14 protein-coding genes are annotated in these 16,453 nt (G+C 71.0%); 11 read left to right on the forward strand and 3 right to left on the reverse strand.

What is annotated here, in order from left to right:
- Positions 1–5 precede the first annotated feature (5 nt).
- From FY030_RS04285 to FY030_RS04315, 7 genes are all read left to right on the forward strand, one after another.
- Entirely contained in the window at positions 6–2,690 is a 2,685-nt protein-coding gene (locus FY030_RS04285) for an MGH1-like glycoside hydrolase domain-containing protein (protein ID WP_158060430.1), read from the forward strand.
- A gap of 57 nt (positions 2,691–2,747) precedes the next feature.
- Positions 2,748–3,602, forward strand: a complete 855-nt coding sequence (gene fdhD / locus FY030_RS04290) for a formate dehydrogenase accessory sulfurtransferase FdhD (protein ID WP_158060431.1) — start codon at positions 2,748–2,750, stop codon at positions 3,600–3,602.
- 111 nt (positions 3,603–3,713) lie between these two features.
- Positions 3,714–5,918, forward strand: coding sequence for an ATP-dependent DNA helicase (locus FY030_RS04295; protein WP_158060432.1), 2,205 nt, complete (start codon positions 3,714–3,716; stop codon positions 5,916–5,918).
- Positions 5,915–6,319 (forward strand): DUF952 domain-containing protein, encoded by a 405-nt coding sequence (locus FY030_RS04300; RefSeq protein ID WP_202879755.1) that lies wholly within the window; start codon positions 5,915–5,917, stop codon positions 6,317–6,319. Before FY030_RS04295 ends, FY030_RS04300 begins: the two co-directional genes overlap by 4 nt.
- A gap of 60 nt (positions 6,320–6,379) precedes the next feature.
- Complete coding sequence (gene arsB / locus FY030_RS04305; RefSeq protein WP_158062630.1) at positions 6,380–7,489, forward strand: ACR3 family arsenite efflux transporter; 1,110 nt, start codon at positions 6,380–6,382, stop codon at positions 7,487–7,489.
- Complete coding sequence (locus FY030_RS04310; RefSeq protein WP_158060433.1) at positions 7,467–8,096, forward strand: arsenate reductase/protein-tyrosine-phosphatase family protein; 630 nt, start codon at positions 7,467–7,469, stop codon at positions 8,094–8,096. The genes arsB and FY030_RS04310 overlap by 23 nt, the downstream gene beginning before the upstream one ends.
- Positions 8,097–8,129: 33 nt before the next feature.
- The gene (locus FY030_RS04315; RefSeq protein WP_158060434.1) at positions 8,130–8,543 is read left to right on the forward strand and encodes an arsenate reductase ArsC; all 414 of its coding nucleotides are present in this window, start codon (positions 8,130–8,132) and stop codon (positions 8,541–8,543) included.
- Positions 8,544–8,572: 29 nt separating this feature from the next.
- Here the strand turns inward: FY030_RS04315 and FY030_RS04320 are convergent, their stop codons facing one another.
- The 3 genes from FY030_RS04320 to FY030_RS04330 form a co-directional block, all read right to left on the reverse strand.
- Positions 8,573–8,962 (reverse strand): ArsR/SmtB family transcription factor, encoded by a 390-nt coding sequence (locus tag FY030_RS04320; RefSeq protein WP_158060435.1) that lies wholly within the window; start codon positions 8,960–8,962, stop codon positions 8,573–8,575.
- Positions 8,963–9,066: 104 nt separating this feature from the next.
- Positions 9,067–9,834, reverse strand: coding sequence for an arsenite methyltransferase (gene arsM, locus FY030_RS04325; RefSeq protein WP_158060436.1), 768 nt, complete (start codon positions 9,832–9,834; stop codon positions 9,067–9,069).
- On the reverse strand, positions 9,831–10,220 hold the full coding sequence (locus FY030_RS04330; protein ID WP_158060437.1) for an ArsR/SmtB family transcription factor: 390 nt from the start codon (positions 10,218–10,220) through the stop codon (positions 9,831–9,833). Before FY030_RS04330 ends, arsM begins: the two co-directional genes overlap by 4 nt.
- Before the next feature lie 92 nt (positions 10,221–10,312).
- Here FY030_RS04330 and holA point away from each other — a divergent pair, with 92 nt between their 5' ends.
- From holA to leuS, 4 genes are all read left to right on the forward strand, one after another.
- Entirely contained in the window at positions 10,313–11,296 is a 984-nt protein-coding gene (holA, locus tag FY030_RS04335; protein ID WP_158060438.1) for a DNA polymerase III subunit delta, read from the forward strand.
- A 101-nt stretch (positions 11,297–11,397) separates the two neighbouring features.
- Positions 11,398–12,687: an MFS transporter gene (locus FY030_RS04340; RefSeq protein ID WP_158060439.1), complete on the forward strand. Its 1,290-nt coding sequence runs from the start codon at positions 11,398–11,400 to the stop codon at positions 12,685–12,687.
- 277 nt (positions 12,688–12,964) lie between these two features.
- The gene (gene rpsT / locus FY030_RS04345; protein ID WP_158060440.1) at positions 12,965–13,231 is read left to right on the forward strand and encodes a 30S ribosomal protein S20; all 267 of its coding nucleotides are present in this window, start codon (positions 12,965–12,967) and stop codon (positions 13,229–13,231) included.
- A gap of 210 nt (positions 13,232–13,441) precedes the next feature.
- Positions 13,442–16,417 carry a leucine--tRNA ligase gene (leuS, locus tag FY030_RS04350; protein WP_158060441.1) on the forward strand — a complete coding sequence of 992 codons (2,976 nt, stop codon included), beginning with the start codon at positions 13,442–13,444 and terminating at the stop codon, positions 16,415–16,417.
- The last annotated feature ends 36 nt before the right edge of the window (positions 16,418–16,453 follow it).

The following is a 16,453-nucleotide window of genomic DNA, read 5'->3' on the forward strand; positions in this document are numbered from 1 at the left end:
GTCGGGTGACCCCTGACCAGCAGCGCCCGACGTCCGCCGAGCACGACCGGTTGGCCACCTCCGAGGATCCGCGTGCGCCCTGGCGGCGCTGGGGGCCTTACGTCTCCGCCCGCCAGTGGGGGACGGTCCGTGAGGACTACTCGGCGGACGGGGATGCCTGGACGCACTTCCCGTTCGACCACGCTCACCTGCGGGCGTACCGCTGGGGCGAGGACGGCATCGCCGGCCTGAGCGACGTCGACGGCCACCTCAACGTCGCCGTCGCGATGTGGAACGGCCGCGACGACCGGCTCAAGGAGCGCTACTTCGGGCTGACCAACCCGCAGGGCAACCATGGCGAAGACGTCAAGGAGTACTGGTGGCACCTGGAGGGGCTGCCTACCCACTCCTACGCGAGCACCCTGTACCGCTACCCGCAGGCGGCCTACCCCTACGAGGAGCTGCTGCGGGTCAACGCCGAGCGGGGGGTGGAGGACCCGGAGCACGAGCTGGCCGACACGGGGGTGCTGGACGAGGGCCGCTTCTTCGACGTCGTCGTCACCCACGCTAAGGCGGCGCCGGGCGACGTCGTCGTCGAGGTCACCGCGACCAACCACGGACCGGAGTCGGCGCCGCTGCACCTGCTCCCGCAGGTGTGGTTCCGCAACACCTGGTCCTGGGGGCTGGACGACCGCCGCCCCGCGCTGTGGCGCGACGACGCGGCGGCCAACGACGAGGACGGCACCGTCGTCGTCCGGGCCGAGCACCACGACCTGGGGTCGGTCACCGTGCGCGCCGAGGGGGCGCCGCGGACCCTCTTCTGCGAGAACGACACCAACGCAGCCGCCCTCCACGGGCAGGACGCGGTGCCGCCCGGGCACACCGCATACCCGAAGGACGCGGTGGGCCGCGCGGTCGTGCACGGTCAGGACGACGCCTGCAACCCCGAGCAGCGGGGGACGAAGATGGCCTTCTGGTGGTCCTTTGACGAGGTCGCGCCGGGGCAGAGCGTGACCGTGCGGCTGCGGCTGACCGAGGGTCGCGGCCCCGGCTCGGACGCCCCTGGCGACGAGGAGGTCGTCGCGCTGCGCAGGCAGGAAGCGGACAGGTTCTACGCCGCGGTGCTGCCGGAGGGCACCGACGCCGAGGACGCCCTCGTGGCGCGCCGGGCCTTCGCGGGGCTGCAGTGGTGCAAGCAGCTCTACCTGTATGACGTGACCCGCTGGCTGCAGGGCGACCCCGGTCAGCCGCCCCCGCCGCCGGAGCGGGCGGAGCGGGCCGGGCGCAACACCAGCTGGCAGCACGTCAACCTCGCCGAGGTCATCTCGATGCCTGATGAGTGGGAGTACCCGTGGTTCGCCACCTGGGACCTGGCCTTCCACTGCGTCGCCTACGCCCACGTCGACCCGTTCTTCGCCAAGTGGCAGCTGCTGCTCATGTGCCGCGAGTGGTCGATGCACCCCAACGGCCAGCTGCCCGCCTACGAGTGGAACTTCTCCGACGTCAACCCGCCGGTGCACCCCTGGGCGGCGTGGCAGGTCTACTGCATCGACGGCTCGCGGGACCGGGTCTTCCTGGAGCGGGTCGTGCTCAAAATGCTGCTCAACTTCCCCTGGTGGGTGAACCGCAAGGACGCCGACGGCAGCCACGTCTTCGAGGGGGGCTTCCTGGGCCTGGACAACATCGGCCTGTTCGACCGCTCCGACCCGCTGCCCGACGGGCAGCGGCTGGAGCAGGCAGACGCCACCGCCTGGATGGGGCTCTTCTGCCTCAAGATGCTGCGGATGTCGATGGAGCTGGCCCGCGAAGACCCCGCGTGGGACGAGGTGGCCACCAAGTTCCTCGTCCACTTCCTCTCGATCGCCCAGGCGATGGACGACATCGGCCGCGGGCATGCCCGGTTATGGGACGAGGAGGACGACTTCTTCCACGACATCCTCACCACCGAGGATGGCGAGGTCCACCGGATGCCGGTGCGCTCGATGGTCGGCCTGCTGCCGCTGGCGGGGGTTGCCATCGTGCCCAACTGGGTCCTCGACGAGCTGCCCGACCTCACCGAGTTCTTCGCCGGGTGGACCCGGCGCCGGCCTGAGCTGCGGGACGCCCTGCTGCATACCAACCACGACGGCTACGCCCTGCGGACGCTGTCGATGGTCGACCGGCGGCAATGGCGCGCGGTCGCGGCCCGAATGCTGGACGAGGCGGAGTTCCTCTCGCCCGGCGGGCTGCGCTCGCTGTCGGCGGCGCACCGCGACGGGGTCCAGGTGCAGATCGGCGGCTCCGACCTGTCGCTGGCCTACGTCCCGGGGGAGTCCGACTCCCGGATGTTCGGCGGCAACTCCAACTGGCGCGGGCCCGTCTGGCTCCCGGTCAACGCCCTGCTCACCGACGCCCTGCGGACCTACGGCCGGGGCGCCGGGGCGGGCCGGCCGGTGGAGTACCCCACCGGCTCGGGAGAGGAGCTGCCCATCGACGAGGTGGCCGCCCGGATCGAGCAGCGCCTGGTCGGGCTCTTCCGGCCCGGCGTGGACGGACGTCGTCCATCCACGCCGGTGCACCACCCCTCCGGGCCGCTGTGGGACTCCCACCCGACCTTCAGCGAGTACTTTGACGGTGACTCCGGAGTGGGCCTGGGGGCCTCGCACCAGACGGGCTGGACCGCGCTCGTGGCCCACTTCATCTGCGCGCCTGACGGGATCGCCAACCGCTGAGGGGAGGCGGCACATCCGCCGGGCCGCCGGCGCCCCGCCGGGCCTACGCTGGCGGGCATGGCCCGTGTGACCCAGCGCCGACGCGTCACCCGTCTGTCCGCGGACGGGGGTGAGCGCGCCCGCGCCGACGTGCTCGCGGGGGAGGAACCGCTGGAGATCCGGGTGAACGGCCGGTCCTTCTCGGTCACCATGCGCACGCCAGGTGATGACTTCGACATGGCGGTGGGCTTCCTGCACGGCGAGGGCGTGGTGACCTCGTGGGCGGACGTGGCCCAGATCGACTACCGCTCCGGGATCGGCGCGGACGGGCTGCGCGACTACAACGTCGTCGACGTCACCCTGGCCCAGGGTGTCCCCCCGCCGGACCCGACACTGGAGCGGCACGTCTACACCTCCAGCTCGTGCGGCGTCTGCGGCACCGCCTCGATCGAGTCGGTGCGCCGCACCGGTGCGCACGACCTGACGACCGACCGCTCGACCTACCCGCTCTCGCAGCTGCTCGCCCTCCCGGACCGGCTGCGGGAGGCGCAGGCGGTCTTCGACCGGACCGGCGGCGTGCACGCGGCCGGGCTCTTCCTGCCGGGCACGGAGGGGCTGACCCTGGCCTGCCTGCGCGAGGACGTCGGCCGGCACAACGCGGTGGACAAGGTGCTGGGGTGGGCGCTGCGCGAGCACGGTATGCCGTTGCGCGGCAGCGTGATCCAGGTGTCCGGGCGGGCCTCGTTCGAGCTGGTGCAGAAGTCGGTGCTGGCCGGAATCCCGGTGCTCTCGGCGGTCTCGGCTCCCTCGTCCCTGGCGGCCGACCTGGCGGACGAGGCCGGGATGACGCTCATCGGGTTCAACCGGGGCACCGCCCTCAACGTCTATACCGGGGTAGAGCGGGTGCTGACCAAGCCGGTCGCGACCGGCTGACCCAGAGGGCCGTCGGTCGGCGGTGCACCGCATCGCGCCGGGGCCGGGTCGAGGGGCGGCCCGCTGTGGACGGGCACCCTCGTCGGGGGTGGGAGCGCATACCCTGAACCCGTGCCCGACACCGACGACCGCAGCCTCGACGCCCTGCTCCGCGCGGCGGTCGGCGCCGTGGGCGGCGCCGAGCGGGACGGGCAGGTGCGGATGGCCAAGGCCGTGGAGCGCGCCGTGGAGCGCGAGGAGCACCTGCTCGTGCAGGCCGGGACCGGCACGGGCAAGTCGTTGGCCTACCTGGTGCCGGCGATCGCGCATGCGGTCCGCACCGGCAAGCCTGCCGTGGTCGCGACCGCCACCCTGGCGCTGCAGGCGCAGATCGTCGACCGGGACCTGCCGCGGATCGCGGACGCGTTGGCGCCGCTGCTCGGCCGCCGGCCCACGTTCGCGCTGGTCAAGGGTCGCGCGAACTATCTGTGCGAGCACAAGCTGGTCGGCGGCTTCCCGGACGAGGACGAGGAAGCCCTGCTGACGATGGGCTCCGTGGACCGCGAGCGCGGACGGCTCGGCGAGGAGGTCATGCGGCTGCGGCAGTGGGCCGAGATCACCGAGTCCGGCGACCGGGACGAGCTGGTGCCCGGCGTCAGCAACCGGGCATGGCGACAGGTGTCGGTCACCGCCCACGAGTGCCTGGGCAGCAAGTGCCCGGTGGTCGCCGAGTGCTACGTCGAGCGCTCTCGCGCGGCGGCCGGCGAGGTGGACGTCATCGTCACCAACCACAGCTTCATGGCGATCGACGCCTTCGAGGGCCGGTTCATGCTGCCCGACCACGACCTGCTCGTCATCGACGAGGCGCACGAGCTCACTGACCGGATCACCTCCACGATCACCGATGAGCTCACCTCCTCAGCCGTCTCGGTGGCGGCGCGACGGGCAGGCAAGGGGGAGGGCGCCGCCCGCCTCGCCGACACGGTCGAGCTGGTCGCCGCGACCCTGGAGAACTTGCCTGAAGGCAAGCTGACGGCGCTGCCCGAGCGGCTGGTCACCACCCTGCAGCTGGTCCGCGACGCAGCGCGCGCGAGCCTCAGCGAGCTCAAGCCGGAGAAGGGCAGCGAGGTCGCCGGCGCCACCCAGGTGGCGCTGGCGGCGGTCCAGGATGTCTTCGACACGGCCGAGCGGGTGCTGACCGATGACGAGCTGGATGTGGTCTGGATCAGCCACGACCCCCGGCGGGGCAGCGTGCTGCGGGTGGCGCCGATGAGCGTGGCGATGCTGGTGCGGGACAAGATCTTCAGCGAGCGCACGGTGGTGCTCACCTCGGCCACCCTCGAGCTCGGCGGCACCTTTGACGCCGTCGCGGGCACGATCGGGCTGCGGGGGCCGGGGTCACCGCCGTGGCAGGGGTTGGACGTCGGGTCGCCGTTTGACTACCCCCAGCAGGGCATCGCCTACGTCGCCGCCCACCTGCCCCCACCCGGTCGCGACGGCGCCGGCCCGGCGACCTTCGACGAGATCGAGGCACTTGTGCGTGCGGCCGGGGGGCGCACGCTCGGGCTGTTCAGCTCCCGGCGGGCCGCCGAGACGGCGGCCGAGCAGATGCGCGAGCGGCTGGCCGACGCCGGCATCACCATGCTCTGCCAGGGCGAGGACCAGCTCCCGGCCCTGGTGCGCCGCTTCGCCTCCGACGCCAGCACCTGCCTTTTCGGCACGATGTCGCTGTGGCAGGGGGTAGACGTGCCCGGGCCGGCCTGCCAGCTGGTGATCATCGACCGAATCCCCTTCCCCCGGCCTGATGACCCCCTGTCCTCGGCCCGCACCGAGAAGATCAGCAGCATGGGCGGCAACGGGTTCATGGCGGTCTCAGCGACCCACGCCGCGCTGCGCCTGGCCCAGGGCGCCGGCCGGCTGATCCGCCGTGGCGATGACCGCGGCGTGGTCGCCTTCCTCGACTCGCGGATGATGTCGGCCCGCTACGCCGGCTTCCTGCAGCGCTCGCTGCCCCCGTTCTGGCCCACCGCGGACCGCGAGCTGGTGCTCGGGGCGCTGCGTCGCCTGGACGCGACCGCCCCCGAGGTGCTGCCGGTGGCGGAGCCGGGAGCGCGCGGCATTGGCGGCGCACCCCTGCCGACCGATCCGGTGCCGGTGGCCCGCTCGCCCCGTACCGCCGTCACCGGTGGGCACGCGTGGAGCGACGCGCAGGACGAGGAACTGCGTGACGGGGTCGAGGCCGGGGTCCCCCTCGAGGAGCTCTGCGAGCACCTGGAGCTGGCGCCCGACCTGGTGACGGCCCGGCTGAACCAGCTCGGTCTGAAGGTCGGCGCGTGAACGACCAGGCCCCGGAGGACCGTCCTTTCTGGCACCTCGCCGAGGTGCGGCACTGGCAGGCTGCGGTGGCCTCGGGGACCTACGTGCAGTCCACGCTCGGGGCCACGCTGGCTGAGGTCGGCTTCCTGCACGCCTCCTACCCTGAGCAGCTGCCCGGGGTGGTCAAGGCCTGCTACGCCCGGTATGCCGACCCTCTCGTCGTCCTGGAGATACACCCCGTGGCCCTGCGGCAGGCCGGCGTCGAGGTCCGGCTGGAGCCCGGCGACCCCTCGGACCCTGACTCCCTCATGTTCCCGCACGTCTACGGCGCGCTACCGGTCGAGTCAGTGATCCGGACCCGACCGGCAAGCGTGGACCGGGGTTGGCTCGACCTTGGACCCTGGGTGCCGGTCGCTGATTGACATCCGTCGATACGTTCGCCATGCTTCTCGTATCGACGTTCGTCTATGGATTGGATCGGCATGACCCAGGGCAGCCCCCTTACCCAGGCCGCGGTAGAAGACGTCCCGGCGCGGCTGTCAGTGACGGACCGGTACCTGCCGGTCTGGATCGGGGTGGCGATGGTTGCCGGCCTGCTGCTAGGGCGGATGATCCCTGGTCTGGGGGAGTGGCTGGGCACGGTCGAGATCGACGGGGTCTCGCTGCCGATAGCCCTGGGGCTGCTGGTGATGATGTACCCGGTGCTGGCCAAGGTCCGCTACGACCGGCTGGACACGGTCGTGGCCGACCGACCGCTGCTGGTCAGCTCCCTGGGGCTCAACTGGGTCCTGGGGCCGGCCCTGATGTTCGCGCTGGCGTGGATCTTCCTGCCCGACCTGCCGGAGTACCGCACCGGGCTGATCATCGTCGGGCTGGCTCGGTGCATCGCGATGGTCATCATCTGGAACGACCTGGCCTGCGGGGACCGGGAGGCCACCGCCGTCCTGGTCGCGCTCAACTCGATCTTCCAGGTCATCGCCTTCGCCGGACTCGGGTGGTTTTACCTCACAGTCCTGCCCGGTTGGCTCGGCCTGGAGCAGGCCAACCTGGACGTCAGCGCGTGGCAGATCGCGAAGTCCGTGCTGATCTTCCTCGGTATCCCGCTGGTCGCCGGCTACCTGTCCCGGGTCTGGGGCGAGAAGGCCAAGGGGCGGGTCTGGTACGAGGAGACGTTCCTGCCCATCGTCTCGCCCTGGGCGCTGCGCGGCCTGTTGTTCACCGTCGTGCTCCTCTTCGCACTGCAGGGTGAGCAGATCACGAACCGTCCGTTGGACGTCGCCCGCATCGCGGTCCCGCTGCTGATCTACTTCGCGGCCATGTGGGCTCTGGGCTACCTGGTCGGCAAGGGCCTGGGTATGACGTACCAGCGCACCACAGCCCTGGCCTTCACGGCTGCGGGCAACAACTTCGAGCTGGCGATCGCGGTCGCGATCGCCACCTTCGGGGTGACCTCGGGCCAGGCGCTGGCCGGGGTCGTGGGCCCGCTGATCGAGGTCCCGGTCCTGGTCGGGCTGGCCTATGTCTCGCTGCGCCTGCGAAAGTTCTTCCCGCACCAGGAGGTCCGTGTCGATGCCCGAGACCACGCCCACTGACGTCAAGCTGGCTTTCACGCAGGTCATCAGCGACCTGTCCTACTCCTTCGACGGGGTCTTCGCCCCGGAGGAGATCGACCAGGCGGTCCGGACCGCGTGGGCAGAGCTCTCGTCGGTCTCACGGATCCCCACCTACCTGCCGGTGCTGGCCTCCCGCCTGGCACGGGAGCGGCTCACCGCCGCCGCCCAGGTCGACGGCCGGCTCGTCAAGACCGTTCCGGAGCTGCTCTTCGTGTGCGTGCACAACGCCGGACGCTCACAGCTGGCGGCCGCCCTGGCGCGCCACCTCGCCGCCGGGAGGGTGCACGTCCGCTCGGCCGGGTCGGCACCGACCGGTGAGCTCAACCCGGTCGTGGTCGAGGCGCTCGCGGAGCGCGGAATCACACTCTCTGAGGCCTTCCCCAAGCCGCTGTCGAACGACGTCGTGCGTGCCGCCGACGTCATCGTCACGATGGGCTGCGGAGACGCCTGCCCGGTCTACCCCGGCAAGCGCTACGAAGACTGGCTCGTTGCCGATCCCGCGGACCAGCCGTTGGAGGTCGTGCGGGAGATTCGCGACGAGGTCCAGACCCGGGTCTCTGCGCTGCTGCGCGGTCTCGGCCTGTGACCCTTCTAGCCCCAGCCACCGAAAGGCCAAGCAGTGTCTGACAAGCCCACCGTCCTGTTTGTCTGCGTCCACAACGCCGGCCGGTCCCAGATGGCGGCCGGCTACCTGCGGCACCTGGCCGACGGGCAGGTCGAGGTCCGCTCCGCCGGGTCCGCGCCCGCCGACCAGATCAACCCGACGGCGGTGCAGGCGATGGCCGAGGAGGGTATCGACATCGCGGCAGAGCAGCCCAAGCTGCTCACCGACCATGGGGTCCAGGCCTCCGACGTGGTGATCACGATGGGCTGTGGCGACACCTGCCCGGTCTATCCGGGAAAGCGCTACGAGGACTGGGAGCTGGACGACCCGGCGGGGCAAGGGCTGGAGTCTGTGCGCCCGATCCGCGACGAGATCAGATCACGCGTCACCGCGCTGATCGAGTCGTTGGGCCTGCCGGCCCGCCCCTGAGCTGAGTGCCCGAGCCCCGTCAAGATGCGTCAGCAGCAGCGACTCGTCGCGGTGTCGACCTGCAGGTCGAGGAAGCCACGCACCCGCTGCAGCGACTCGGGCCGCACCGTGTAGTGCACCCACCGGCCGCGCTTGTCCCGATCGACCAAGCCGGCGTCGTGCAGTTTGCGCATGTGGAAGGACAGCGTCGGCTGGCTGATCTCCAGCGCGGCCGGCAGATGGCACGCGCAGGCGGTGCCGGACTCCGCCTCGGCCAGATACTGCAGCAACCGCACCCGGGTCGGGTCGGCCAGCGCCTTGAACACCAGCGCGAGGTCCTCGGCCCGGTCCTTGGCCAGCAGCTCGCAGTCAGTGCCGGGGCAGCAGACGTCGCCGATGGTCGACGGCACGTCGGTCCACGGTGCTGCGGAGGTGCTCATCCGCCCAGGCTACCCCTCGCATAGACGATCGTCCATACATAGGGCACGTCGACGGGGGCCGACTGGCAGCCCAGCGGCATCCCGGAGTAGCACACCTGCGTGGCTCAGGTCAGCGGTAGCCGTGCCCTGATCAGCGCCGAGCTGGCGTGGCTGTGCACACGGTGCGTCGGGGTGATCTCGATGTCGGTGAAGCCCGCGTCCAGCAGTGCCGCCCGGAACTGCGCCTGCGTCAGGGCGCCGGCGATGCAGCCCGTCCACTGGGCCATATCGGCGCGGGTGGCCTCGTCCATGTCCTCGTCGGCGACGACGTCGGACACCGCGAACCGCCCGCCGGGCCGCAGCACCCGCGCCGCCTCGGCCAGCACGACCGACTTGTCGGCCGCGAGGTTGATCACGCAGTTGGAGATCACCACGTCCACGCTGTCGTCAGGCAGGGGGACCTCCTCCAGGTAGCCCTGCAGGAACTCCACGTTGTCGACGCCGGCCGCCGCGGCGTTCCTCCGCGCCAGGTCAAGCATCTCGGTGGTCATGTCCAGGCCGATGGCCCGGCCACCCGGGGTGACGCGGCGGGCGGAGATGAGCACGTCGCCACCGGCTCCTGAGCCGAGGTCCAGCACCACCTCGCCGGGGTGCAGGTCGGCTACCGCGGTGGGCACGCCGCAGCCCAGGGATGCCTCGATGGCCTCGGTCGTGCCCTCTTCGTCGATGTCTTCTCCGTAGAGCTCCTTGCCAAAGACCGGGCGCCCCTCGGCGTCCCGGTTGAGCTCGACGAAGGCGGCGTCCCCGCGGCAGCATCCCTCCTGCGCCCCACCGGCTGCGGCGCGAGCGGCAGAGGCGTAGCGGTCGCGGACGGTGTCGCGGATGTCGGTCATGTGCGCTCCTTGGTCGTGACGAGGGCTGCGTCGCCGGGGGCAGGAAGGTCGGCGAGCGTAGGGGAGCAGCAGATGCCCGAGGCGCCGGCCATGATGTGGTCGGCTGCGACGGGCAGGGCGCTGAGGCAGGCGGGGTTGACCGCGTAGTAGGTGCTGGTGCCGCGCTTCTGCGCGGTGACGAAGCAGGTGCGCTCGAGGGCGGCGAGGTGATGGCTCACCGTGGACTGGGACAGCGGGAACGCGGCGACGACCTCACCCACCCGCACCGGGCCGTCCTGCCGAGCCAACCAGGCCAGCAGCTGGACCCGCGTGGCGTCCGAGAGAGTGCGGAACCACTCCGCGTACTCCTCGGCGGCCTCACGGGCCAGGATCTGGAGATTTTTCATCGATGATCGACGATAGTCGATAGATTGACCCGGCGCAAGGGGCTGTGGGGATCCGTCCGGGTCTGACCGTGCGCCGTGGCAGGCTGGGGTCCGTGACCGCACCGCTGCCCCTCGCCCTCATCACCGGACCGGAGGACACCCTGGCCGAGCGGGGCGTGGAGTCGGTTGTGGAGGCGGTGCGGGGCACTGAGCCCGAGGCGGAGGTCGTCAAACTCTACGCCTCGACCTACCAGCCCGGTGAGCTGCTCGTGCACGCCAGCCCCAGCCTCTTCGGGGGATGGACCGTCATCGTGGCGCACGACGTCGATGAGGCCGACGACGCGCTGGTCGAGGATCTGCTGTCCTACCTGAAGCAGCCGGCGGACGCGGTCACCCTCGTCGTGCGGCACAAGACCGGCAACCGCGGCAAGAAGCTGCTTGACCTGCTGAAGAAGCAGGGAGCGCGCCTCATCGAGGCCAAGGCGGTCAAGACCGAGAAGGACAAGACCGAGTTCGTCAAGGGAGAGTTCCGGGCATCCCGGCGGCGGATCACCGAGGAGGCCGTGGCCGCCCTCGTCCTGGCCGTGGGCAAGGACCTGCGCGAGCTCGCCGGCGCCTGCGCCCAGCTGGTCCGCGACGTGGAGGGCATGGTCGAGGTCGAGGACGTGCACACCTACTACGGGGAACGGGTCGAGACCACCGGCTTCAAGGTGGCCGAGGCCGCGCTGGCCGGCAACCATTCGGAGGCGATGCGGCTGCTGCGGCACGCCATGCTCGGTGGCCTGGACCCCGTGCCGATCGTCGCGGTGCTGGCGATGCAGCTGCGCCAGGTCGGCCGGGTCGCGGCGGCGGGACGCGGCAGCGCCGGGCAGCTGGCCAAGGACCTCGGGATGGCGCCCTGGCAGGTCGACCAGGCCCGTCGGGTGGCGCAGGGCTGGGACGGGCAGCGGCTGGGCGCGGCGATCGAGGCGGTCGCCCAGGCCGACGTCGACGTCAAGGGCGGCATCCGCACCGAGCTGGCCGTCCGCAGCCCGGAGTACGCCGTCGAGCGGGCGGTCCTGGAGGTCTGCCGGCTGCGGCACACCCGCCCCAGCTGACGGCCTCCCGCTCGCTGCGGCACGACGTACCCAGTCAGGGGCCGCCCCGGTGCCGGCCGGGTCGAGACTCCCGCCGCGGGGGAGCGTACGATCTCCGATCCGTGTCCATCCTTCGCGGCCTGGTGGCCGACACCCGACCGCTGCGCAACGATCACTTCCGGCGGCTGTGGATTGCCAACATCGTCACCGTCATCGGTGCCCAGCTGACGATCGTCGCGGTGCCGGCGCAGATCTATGCCATGACCGGGTCCTCGGCCTGGGTCGGTCTGACCGGCCTGTTCGGCCTGGTCCCCCTGGTCGTCTTCGGGCTGTGGGGTGGGGCGCTGGCCGACGTCTTCGACCGGCGCACCATCCTGGTGATCACCACCTGGGGCCTGATCATCACCAGCGGCCTGTTCTGGCTGCAGGCGGCCGTCGGCGGGATCGACGGCTTCGGGGTGTGGTTCCTGCTCGGGCTGTTCTCCGTGCAGCAGGCCTTCTTCGCGGTGAACCAACCCACCCGCAGCGCGATCCTGCCCGCCCTCCTGCCCGCCGGGCTCATCCCCTCGGCGGCCTCGCTGAACATGACGGTGATGTCGGCCGGAGCGATCGCCGGACCCCTGGTCGGCGGCGCCCTGATCCCGCTGCTGGGCTACTCCTGGCTCTACGCCCTCGACACCGTCACCCTCTTCGCCACCCTCTGGGCGGTCTGGGGACTCCCTGCGCTGGCCATCGAGGGGGCAGCCGCCAAGGTGCCCGGACTGCGCTCGGTCGTGGAGGGCTTCGCCTACCTGCGTCACCACCCGGTGCTGCTGATGTCCTTCGTCGTGGACCTGGTCGCGATGGTCTTCGGCATGCCGCGGGCCCTGTTCCCCGAGATCGCCCACCTGGACTTCGGCGGGAACGAGGAGGGCGGGATGGTCTTCGCCCTGCTCTTCGCCGCCATCCCGGCCGGGGCGGTGCTCGGCGGCGTGCTCTCCGGTTGGGTCTCCCGGGTGGAACGCCAGGGGCTTGCGGTGATCATCTGCATCCTGGTCTGGGGAGTGGCGATGACCGGGTTCGGGGTGGCGGTCTTCTTCTCCGAGCTCGACCGGCCCACCATGCTCGCGGTGGCCCTGCTCTGCCTGGCGGTCGGCGGAGCCGCGGACATGGCCTCGGCCGCGTTCCGGACCTCGATGCTGCTCAACGCCGCCGACGACAACGTCCGCGGCCGGCTGCAGGGCGTCTTCATCGTCATCGTCGCCGGCGGCCCGCGCGTGGCCGACGTCGCGCACGGGTCTGCGGCCGCTCTGGTCGGGACCGCCGTCGCCGCTGCGGGCGGTGGCGTGCTGGTGATCATCGGCACGGTCATCGCCGCCCTGGTGGTGCCGTCCTTCGTCCGCTACCGGATCACCCGCCCGGCCGCCGCCTGAGTCGAAGCGTGGCGGAGACGCCGTGGGGCTGGACAGGGATGGGGACCTCACGCTGGTGGAGGTCACCTGCAGGACCGGCCTGCGTTAGGCCCCTCGACTTGGGCTGCGGGCCCCCGCGCTGGTAGGTTGGCTCCTTGCGTGCGCGCTCGGTCGTGTGCGCAACGCATGCATCACACGCACGAGACAGCCGCCAGGGCACCCCCACGCCTCAATCCTGTCCCGTGCGCTGTCGCCCTCACGACACCAGACCAACGACTGACCAGGAAAGAATCACTTCGTGGCAAACATCAAGTCCCAGATCAAGCGCGTCAAGACCAACGCCAAGCGCACCGAACGCAACCGGGCTCACAAGTCCGAGTTGCGCACCTTCATCCGCAAGTTCCGCCAGGCCGCGGACAGCGGAGACGCCGCGACGGCCGAGGAAGCGCTCAAGGTGGCCTCCAAGAAGCTGGACAAGGCCGTCTCCAAGGGCGTGCTGCACAAGAACCAGGCGGCCAACAAGAAGTCGTCCATGGCCAAGAAGTTCAACAAGATCGGCGCCTGAGGCGCGGATCCGGCACCCCGGCGTCCGTCCCTTTCGGGGGGCGGACGCCCGCTGCTATCCTGAGCCTCACCATGACGACCCGCTGCGAGCTCCTCCTTACGCAGCCGCGCTGAGACGCACCACCAGCGCGGCTGACCCCTCCTGAGCGAGGGGCTTTTTTGTGCACCGAACGGCATCCCCGCAAGAGCAGCGTCCCGAGTGAGAGAGAACATGAGCGAGCGCACCGACCACCTGCCTCAGCACCGCTACACCGCCGAGCTGGCCAACCAGATCGAGGCCAGGTGGCAGGAGCGCTGGGAGACGGAGGGGACCTTCGCCTCGGCCAACCCGGCTGGGGTCTGGGCGACCCCGGACGACCCGCGGCTGCAGGAGGGCCGGGAGCATCGGTTCATCATGGACATGTTCCCCTACCCCTCCGGGGCAGGCCTGCACGTCGGGCACCCGTTGGGCTTCATCGCCACCGACGTGCACGCGCGGTTCAGTCGCACCACCGGGGCCAATGTGCTGCACACCATGGGTTTCGACGCCTTCGGCCTGCCCGCCGAGCAGTATGCGGTGCAGACCGGCCAGCATCCGCGCGTCACCACCGAGGCCAACATGGAGGTGTACCGGCGCCAGCTGCGCCGGCTGGGGATGGGCCACGAGCGGCGGCGCAGCTTCGCCACCATCGACCCTGACTATTACCGGTGGACGCAGTGGATCTTCACCCAGATCTTTGAGTCCTGGTACGACCCCGAGGCGGCGCCACGGGAGGGTTCGGGCCAGGCGACGCCGGGCCGGGCGCGCCCGATCAGCGACCTGGTCGCGCAGTTCGAATCCGGCGAGCGTTCCTGCGAGCGCCGGGACGACGAGGGCCGCGAGCTGGCCTGGGCCGATCTGTCCCCGGCCGAGCAGGCCGAGGTTCTGGACCGCTACCGCCTGGTCTACCTGTCCAAGGCACCGGTGAACTGGTGTCCCGGCCTGGGGACCGTGCTGGCCAACGAGGAGGTCACCGCCGACGGCAAGTCCGAGCGCGGCGACTTCCCGGTCTTCAAGCGCAACCTGAGTCAGTGGATGATGCGGATCACTGCGTATGCCGACCGGTTGACCGACGACCTGCAGCGGCTGGACTGGCCGGAGAAGGTCAGGCTGATGCAGCGGCACTGGATCGGCCGCTCCACCGGCGCCAACGTGCGCTTTGAGGTGCCCTCGGCCAGCCCCGGTCACGACGGCACGGTCCCGATCCACGTCTTCACTACCCGGCCCGACACGCTGTTCGGCGCGACCTTCATGGTGGTCGCTCCCGAGCACCCGGTGCTGGAGGAGATCGTGCCGCAGACCTGGCCGGAGGGGACAGGGGGGAGCTGGACCGACGGACACCCCGACCCGCGGACGGCCGTGGCGGCATACCAGCGAATGGCCTCCACCAAGAGTGACGTGGAGCGGGAACGAGAGCACGGGGACGCCACCAAGACCGGTGTCTTCACCGGGGCGTTCGCGACCAACCCGGTCACCGGCGCGCCCATCCCGGTGTTCGTCGCCGACTACGTGCTGATGGGCTACGGCACCGGCGCGATCATGGCGGTGCCGGGGCAGGACCAGCGCGACTGGGACTTCGCGGTCGCCTACGACCTGCCGATCGTGCGCACCGTGCAGCCGACCGAGGGGCACCCGGATGACCAGGCGTTCACCGGGGATGGCCCGGCGGTCAACTCGGCCAACGACGAGGTCAGCCTGGATGGGCTGGGCGTCGAGGAGGCCAAGGCGCGGATCATCGAGTGGCTGGTGCGCAAGGACCTGGGCGAGGAGACCGTGACCTACCGGCTGCGGGACTGGCTGTTCAGCCGGCAGCGCTACTGGGGCGAGCCGTTCCCGATCGTCTGGGACGAGGACGGGATCCCGCACTCGGTGCCGGACTCGATGCTGCCGGTCGAGCTGCCCGACGTCCCCGACTACAGCCCGCGCACCTTCGACGCCGAGGACGCGGACAGCTCACCCGAGGCACCGCTGGCCCGCGCCAGGGACTGGGTCGAGGTCGAGCTCGACCTGGGCGACGGCCGTGGCACACGCAGTTTCCGCCGCGAGACCAACACGATGCCCAACTGGGCCGGGTCGTGCTGGTACCACCTGCGCTACCAGGATCCTGCCAACGACCAGGCTCCGGTCGACCCCGAGGTCGAGCGCTACTGGACCGGCCCGCGGGCCGAGACGGTGCCCGGGGCGCCCGACGGCTCGGTCGACCCCGGCGGCGTAGACCTGTACGTCGGTGGTGTCGAGCATGCGGTGCTGCACCTGCTGTACGCCCGGTTCTGGCACAAGGTGCTCTTCGACCTGGGCTACGTGAGCAGCGAGGAGCCGTTCCGCCGGCTGATCAACCAGGGGATGATCGAGGCCTGGGTCTACCGCGACGCCCGGGGCTTCCCCGTGCCGGCGGAGGAAGTCGAGCAGCACCCCGCCGGGCCACACCGCGCGACTGACTCGTTCACGTGGAAGGGTGAGCCGGTCACCCAGGAGTACGGGAAGATGGGCAAGTCGTTGAAGAACGTCGTCACCCCGGACGAGATGTGTGAGCAGTACGGCGCTGACACCTTCCGGGTCTACGAGATGTCGATGGGGCCGCTGGAGCAGTACCGGCCCTGGGAGACCCGCGCGGTCGTCGGCAGCCAGCGCTTCCTGCAGCGGCTGTGGCGCAACGTGGTCGACGAGGAGACCGGTGCTGTCGTCGTCTTCGACGAGCCGCTGTCGCCGGAGGTCGAGAAGGCGCTGCACCGCACGATCGACGGGGTGCGCGCGGACTACCAGGCGCTGCGCACCAACACGGCCGTGGCCAAGATGATCGAGCTGAACAACCTGCTGACCAAGCTGGAGCGGGTGCCCCGCGCCGCGGTCGAGCCCCTGGTGCAGATGGTCGCCCCGGTGGCGCCGCACCTGGGGGAGGAGCTGTGGGAGCGGCTGGGTCACCGCGAGTCGCTGGCCCACGAGCCGTTCCCGCAGGCCGACCCGGCGATGCTGGTCGACGACACCGTGACCTGCGTGGTGCAGGTCAAGGGCAAGGTCCGGGACCGGCTGGAGGTGGCGGCCGATGTCACCGACGCCGACCTGGAGACGCTGGCCCTGGCCAGCGCGAAGGCGCAGGCTGCGATGAACGGCGCCCCGGTCCGCAAGGTCATCGTCCGGGCGCCCACCCTGGTCAACATCGTCGTCTGACCCCTCCCGGGTCCCGGAACAGCCGAAGGAGGCCGG

The sequence above is a fragment of the Ornithinimicrobium pratense genome, assembly GCF_008843165.1.
Classification (GTDB): Bacteria; Actinomycetota; Actinomycetes; order Actinomycetales; family Dermatophilaceae; genus Ornithinicoccus; species Ornithinicoccus pratensis.

Bases quoted from the DNA above. Each gene is read 5' to 3' on its own strand.
- FY030_RS04330 (WP_158060437.1), bottom strand. From the start codon at position 10,220: ATGAAAAATCTCCAGATCCTGGCCCGTGAGGCCGCCGAGGAGTACGCG.
- leuS (WP_158060441.1), top strand. From the start codon at position 13,442: ATGAGCGAGCGCACCGACCACCTGCCTCAGCACCGCTACACCGCCGAG.
- arsM (WP_158060436.1), bottom strand. From the start codon at position 9,834: ATGACCGACATCCGCGACACCGTCCGCGACCGCTACGCCTCTGCCGCT.
- arsB (WP_158062630.1), top strand. From the start codon at position 6,380: ATGACCCAGGGCAGCCCCCTTACCCAGGCCGCGGTAGAAGACGTCCCG.
- FY030_RS04320 (WP_158060435.1), bottom strand. From the start codon at position 8,962: ATGAGCACCTCCGCAGCACCGTGGACCGACGTGCCGTCGACCATCGGC.
- fdhD (WP_158060431.1), top strand. From the start codon at position 2,748: ATGGCCCGTGTGACCCAGCGCCGACGCGTCACCCGTCTGTCCGCGGAC.
- FY030_RS04310 (WP_158060433.1), top strand. From the start codon at position 7,467: ATGCCCGAGACCACGCCCACTGACGTCAAGCTGGCTTTCACGCAGGTC.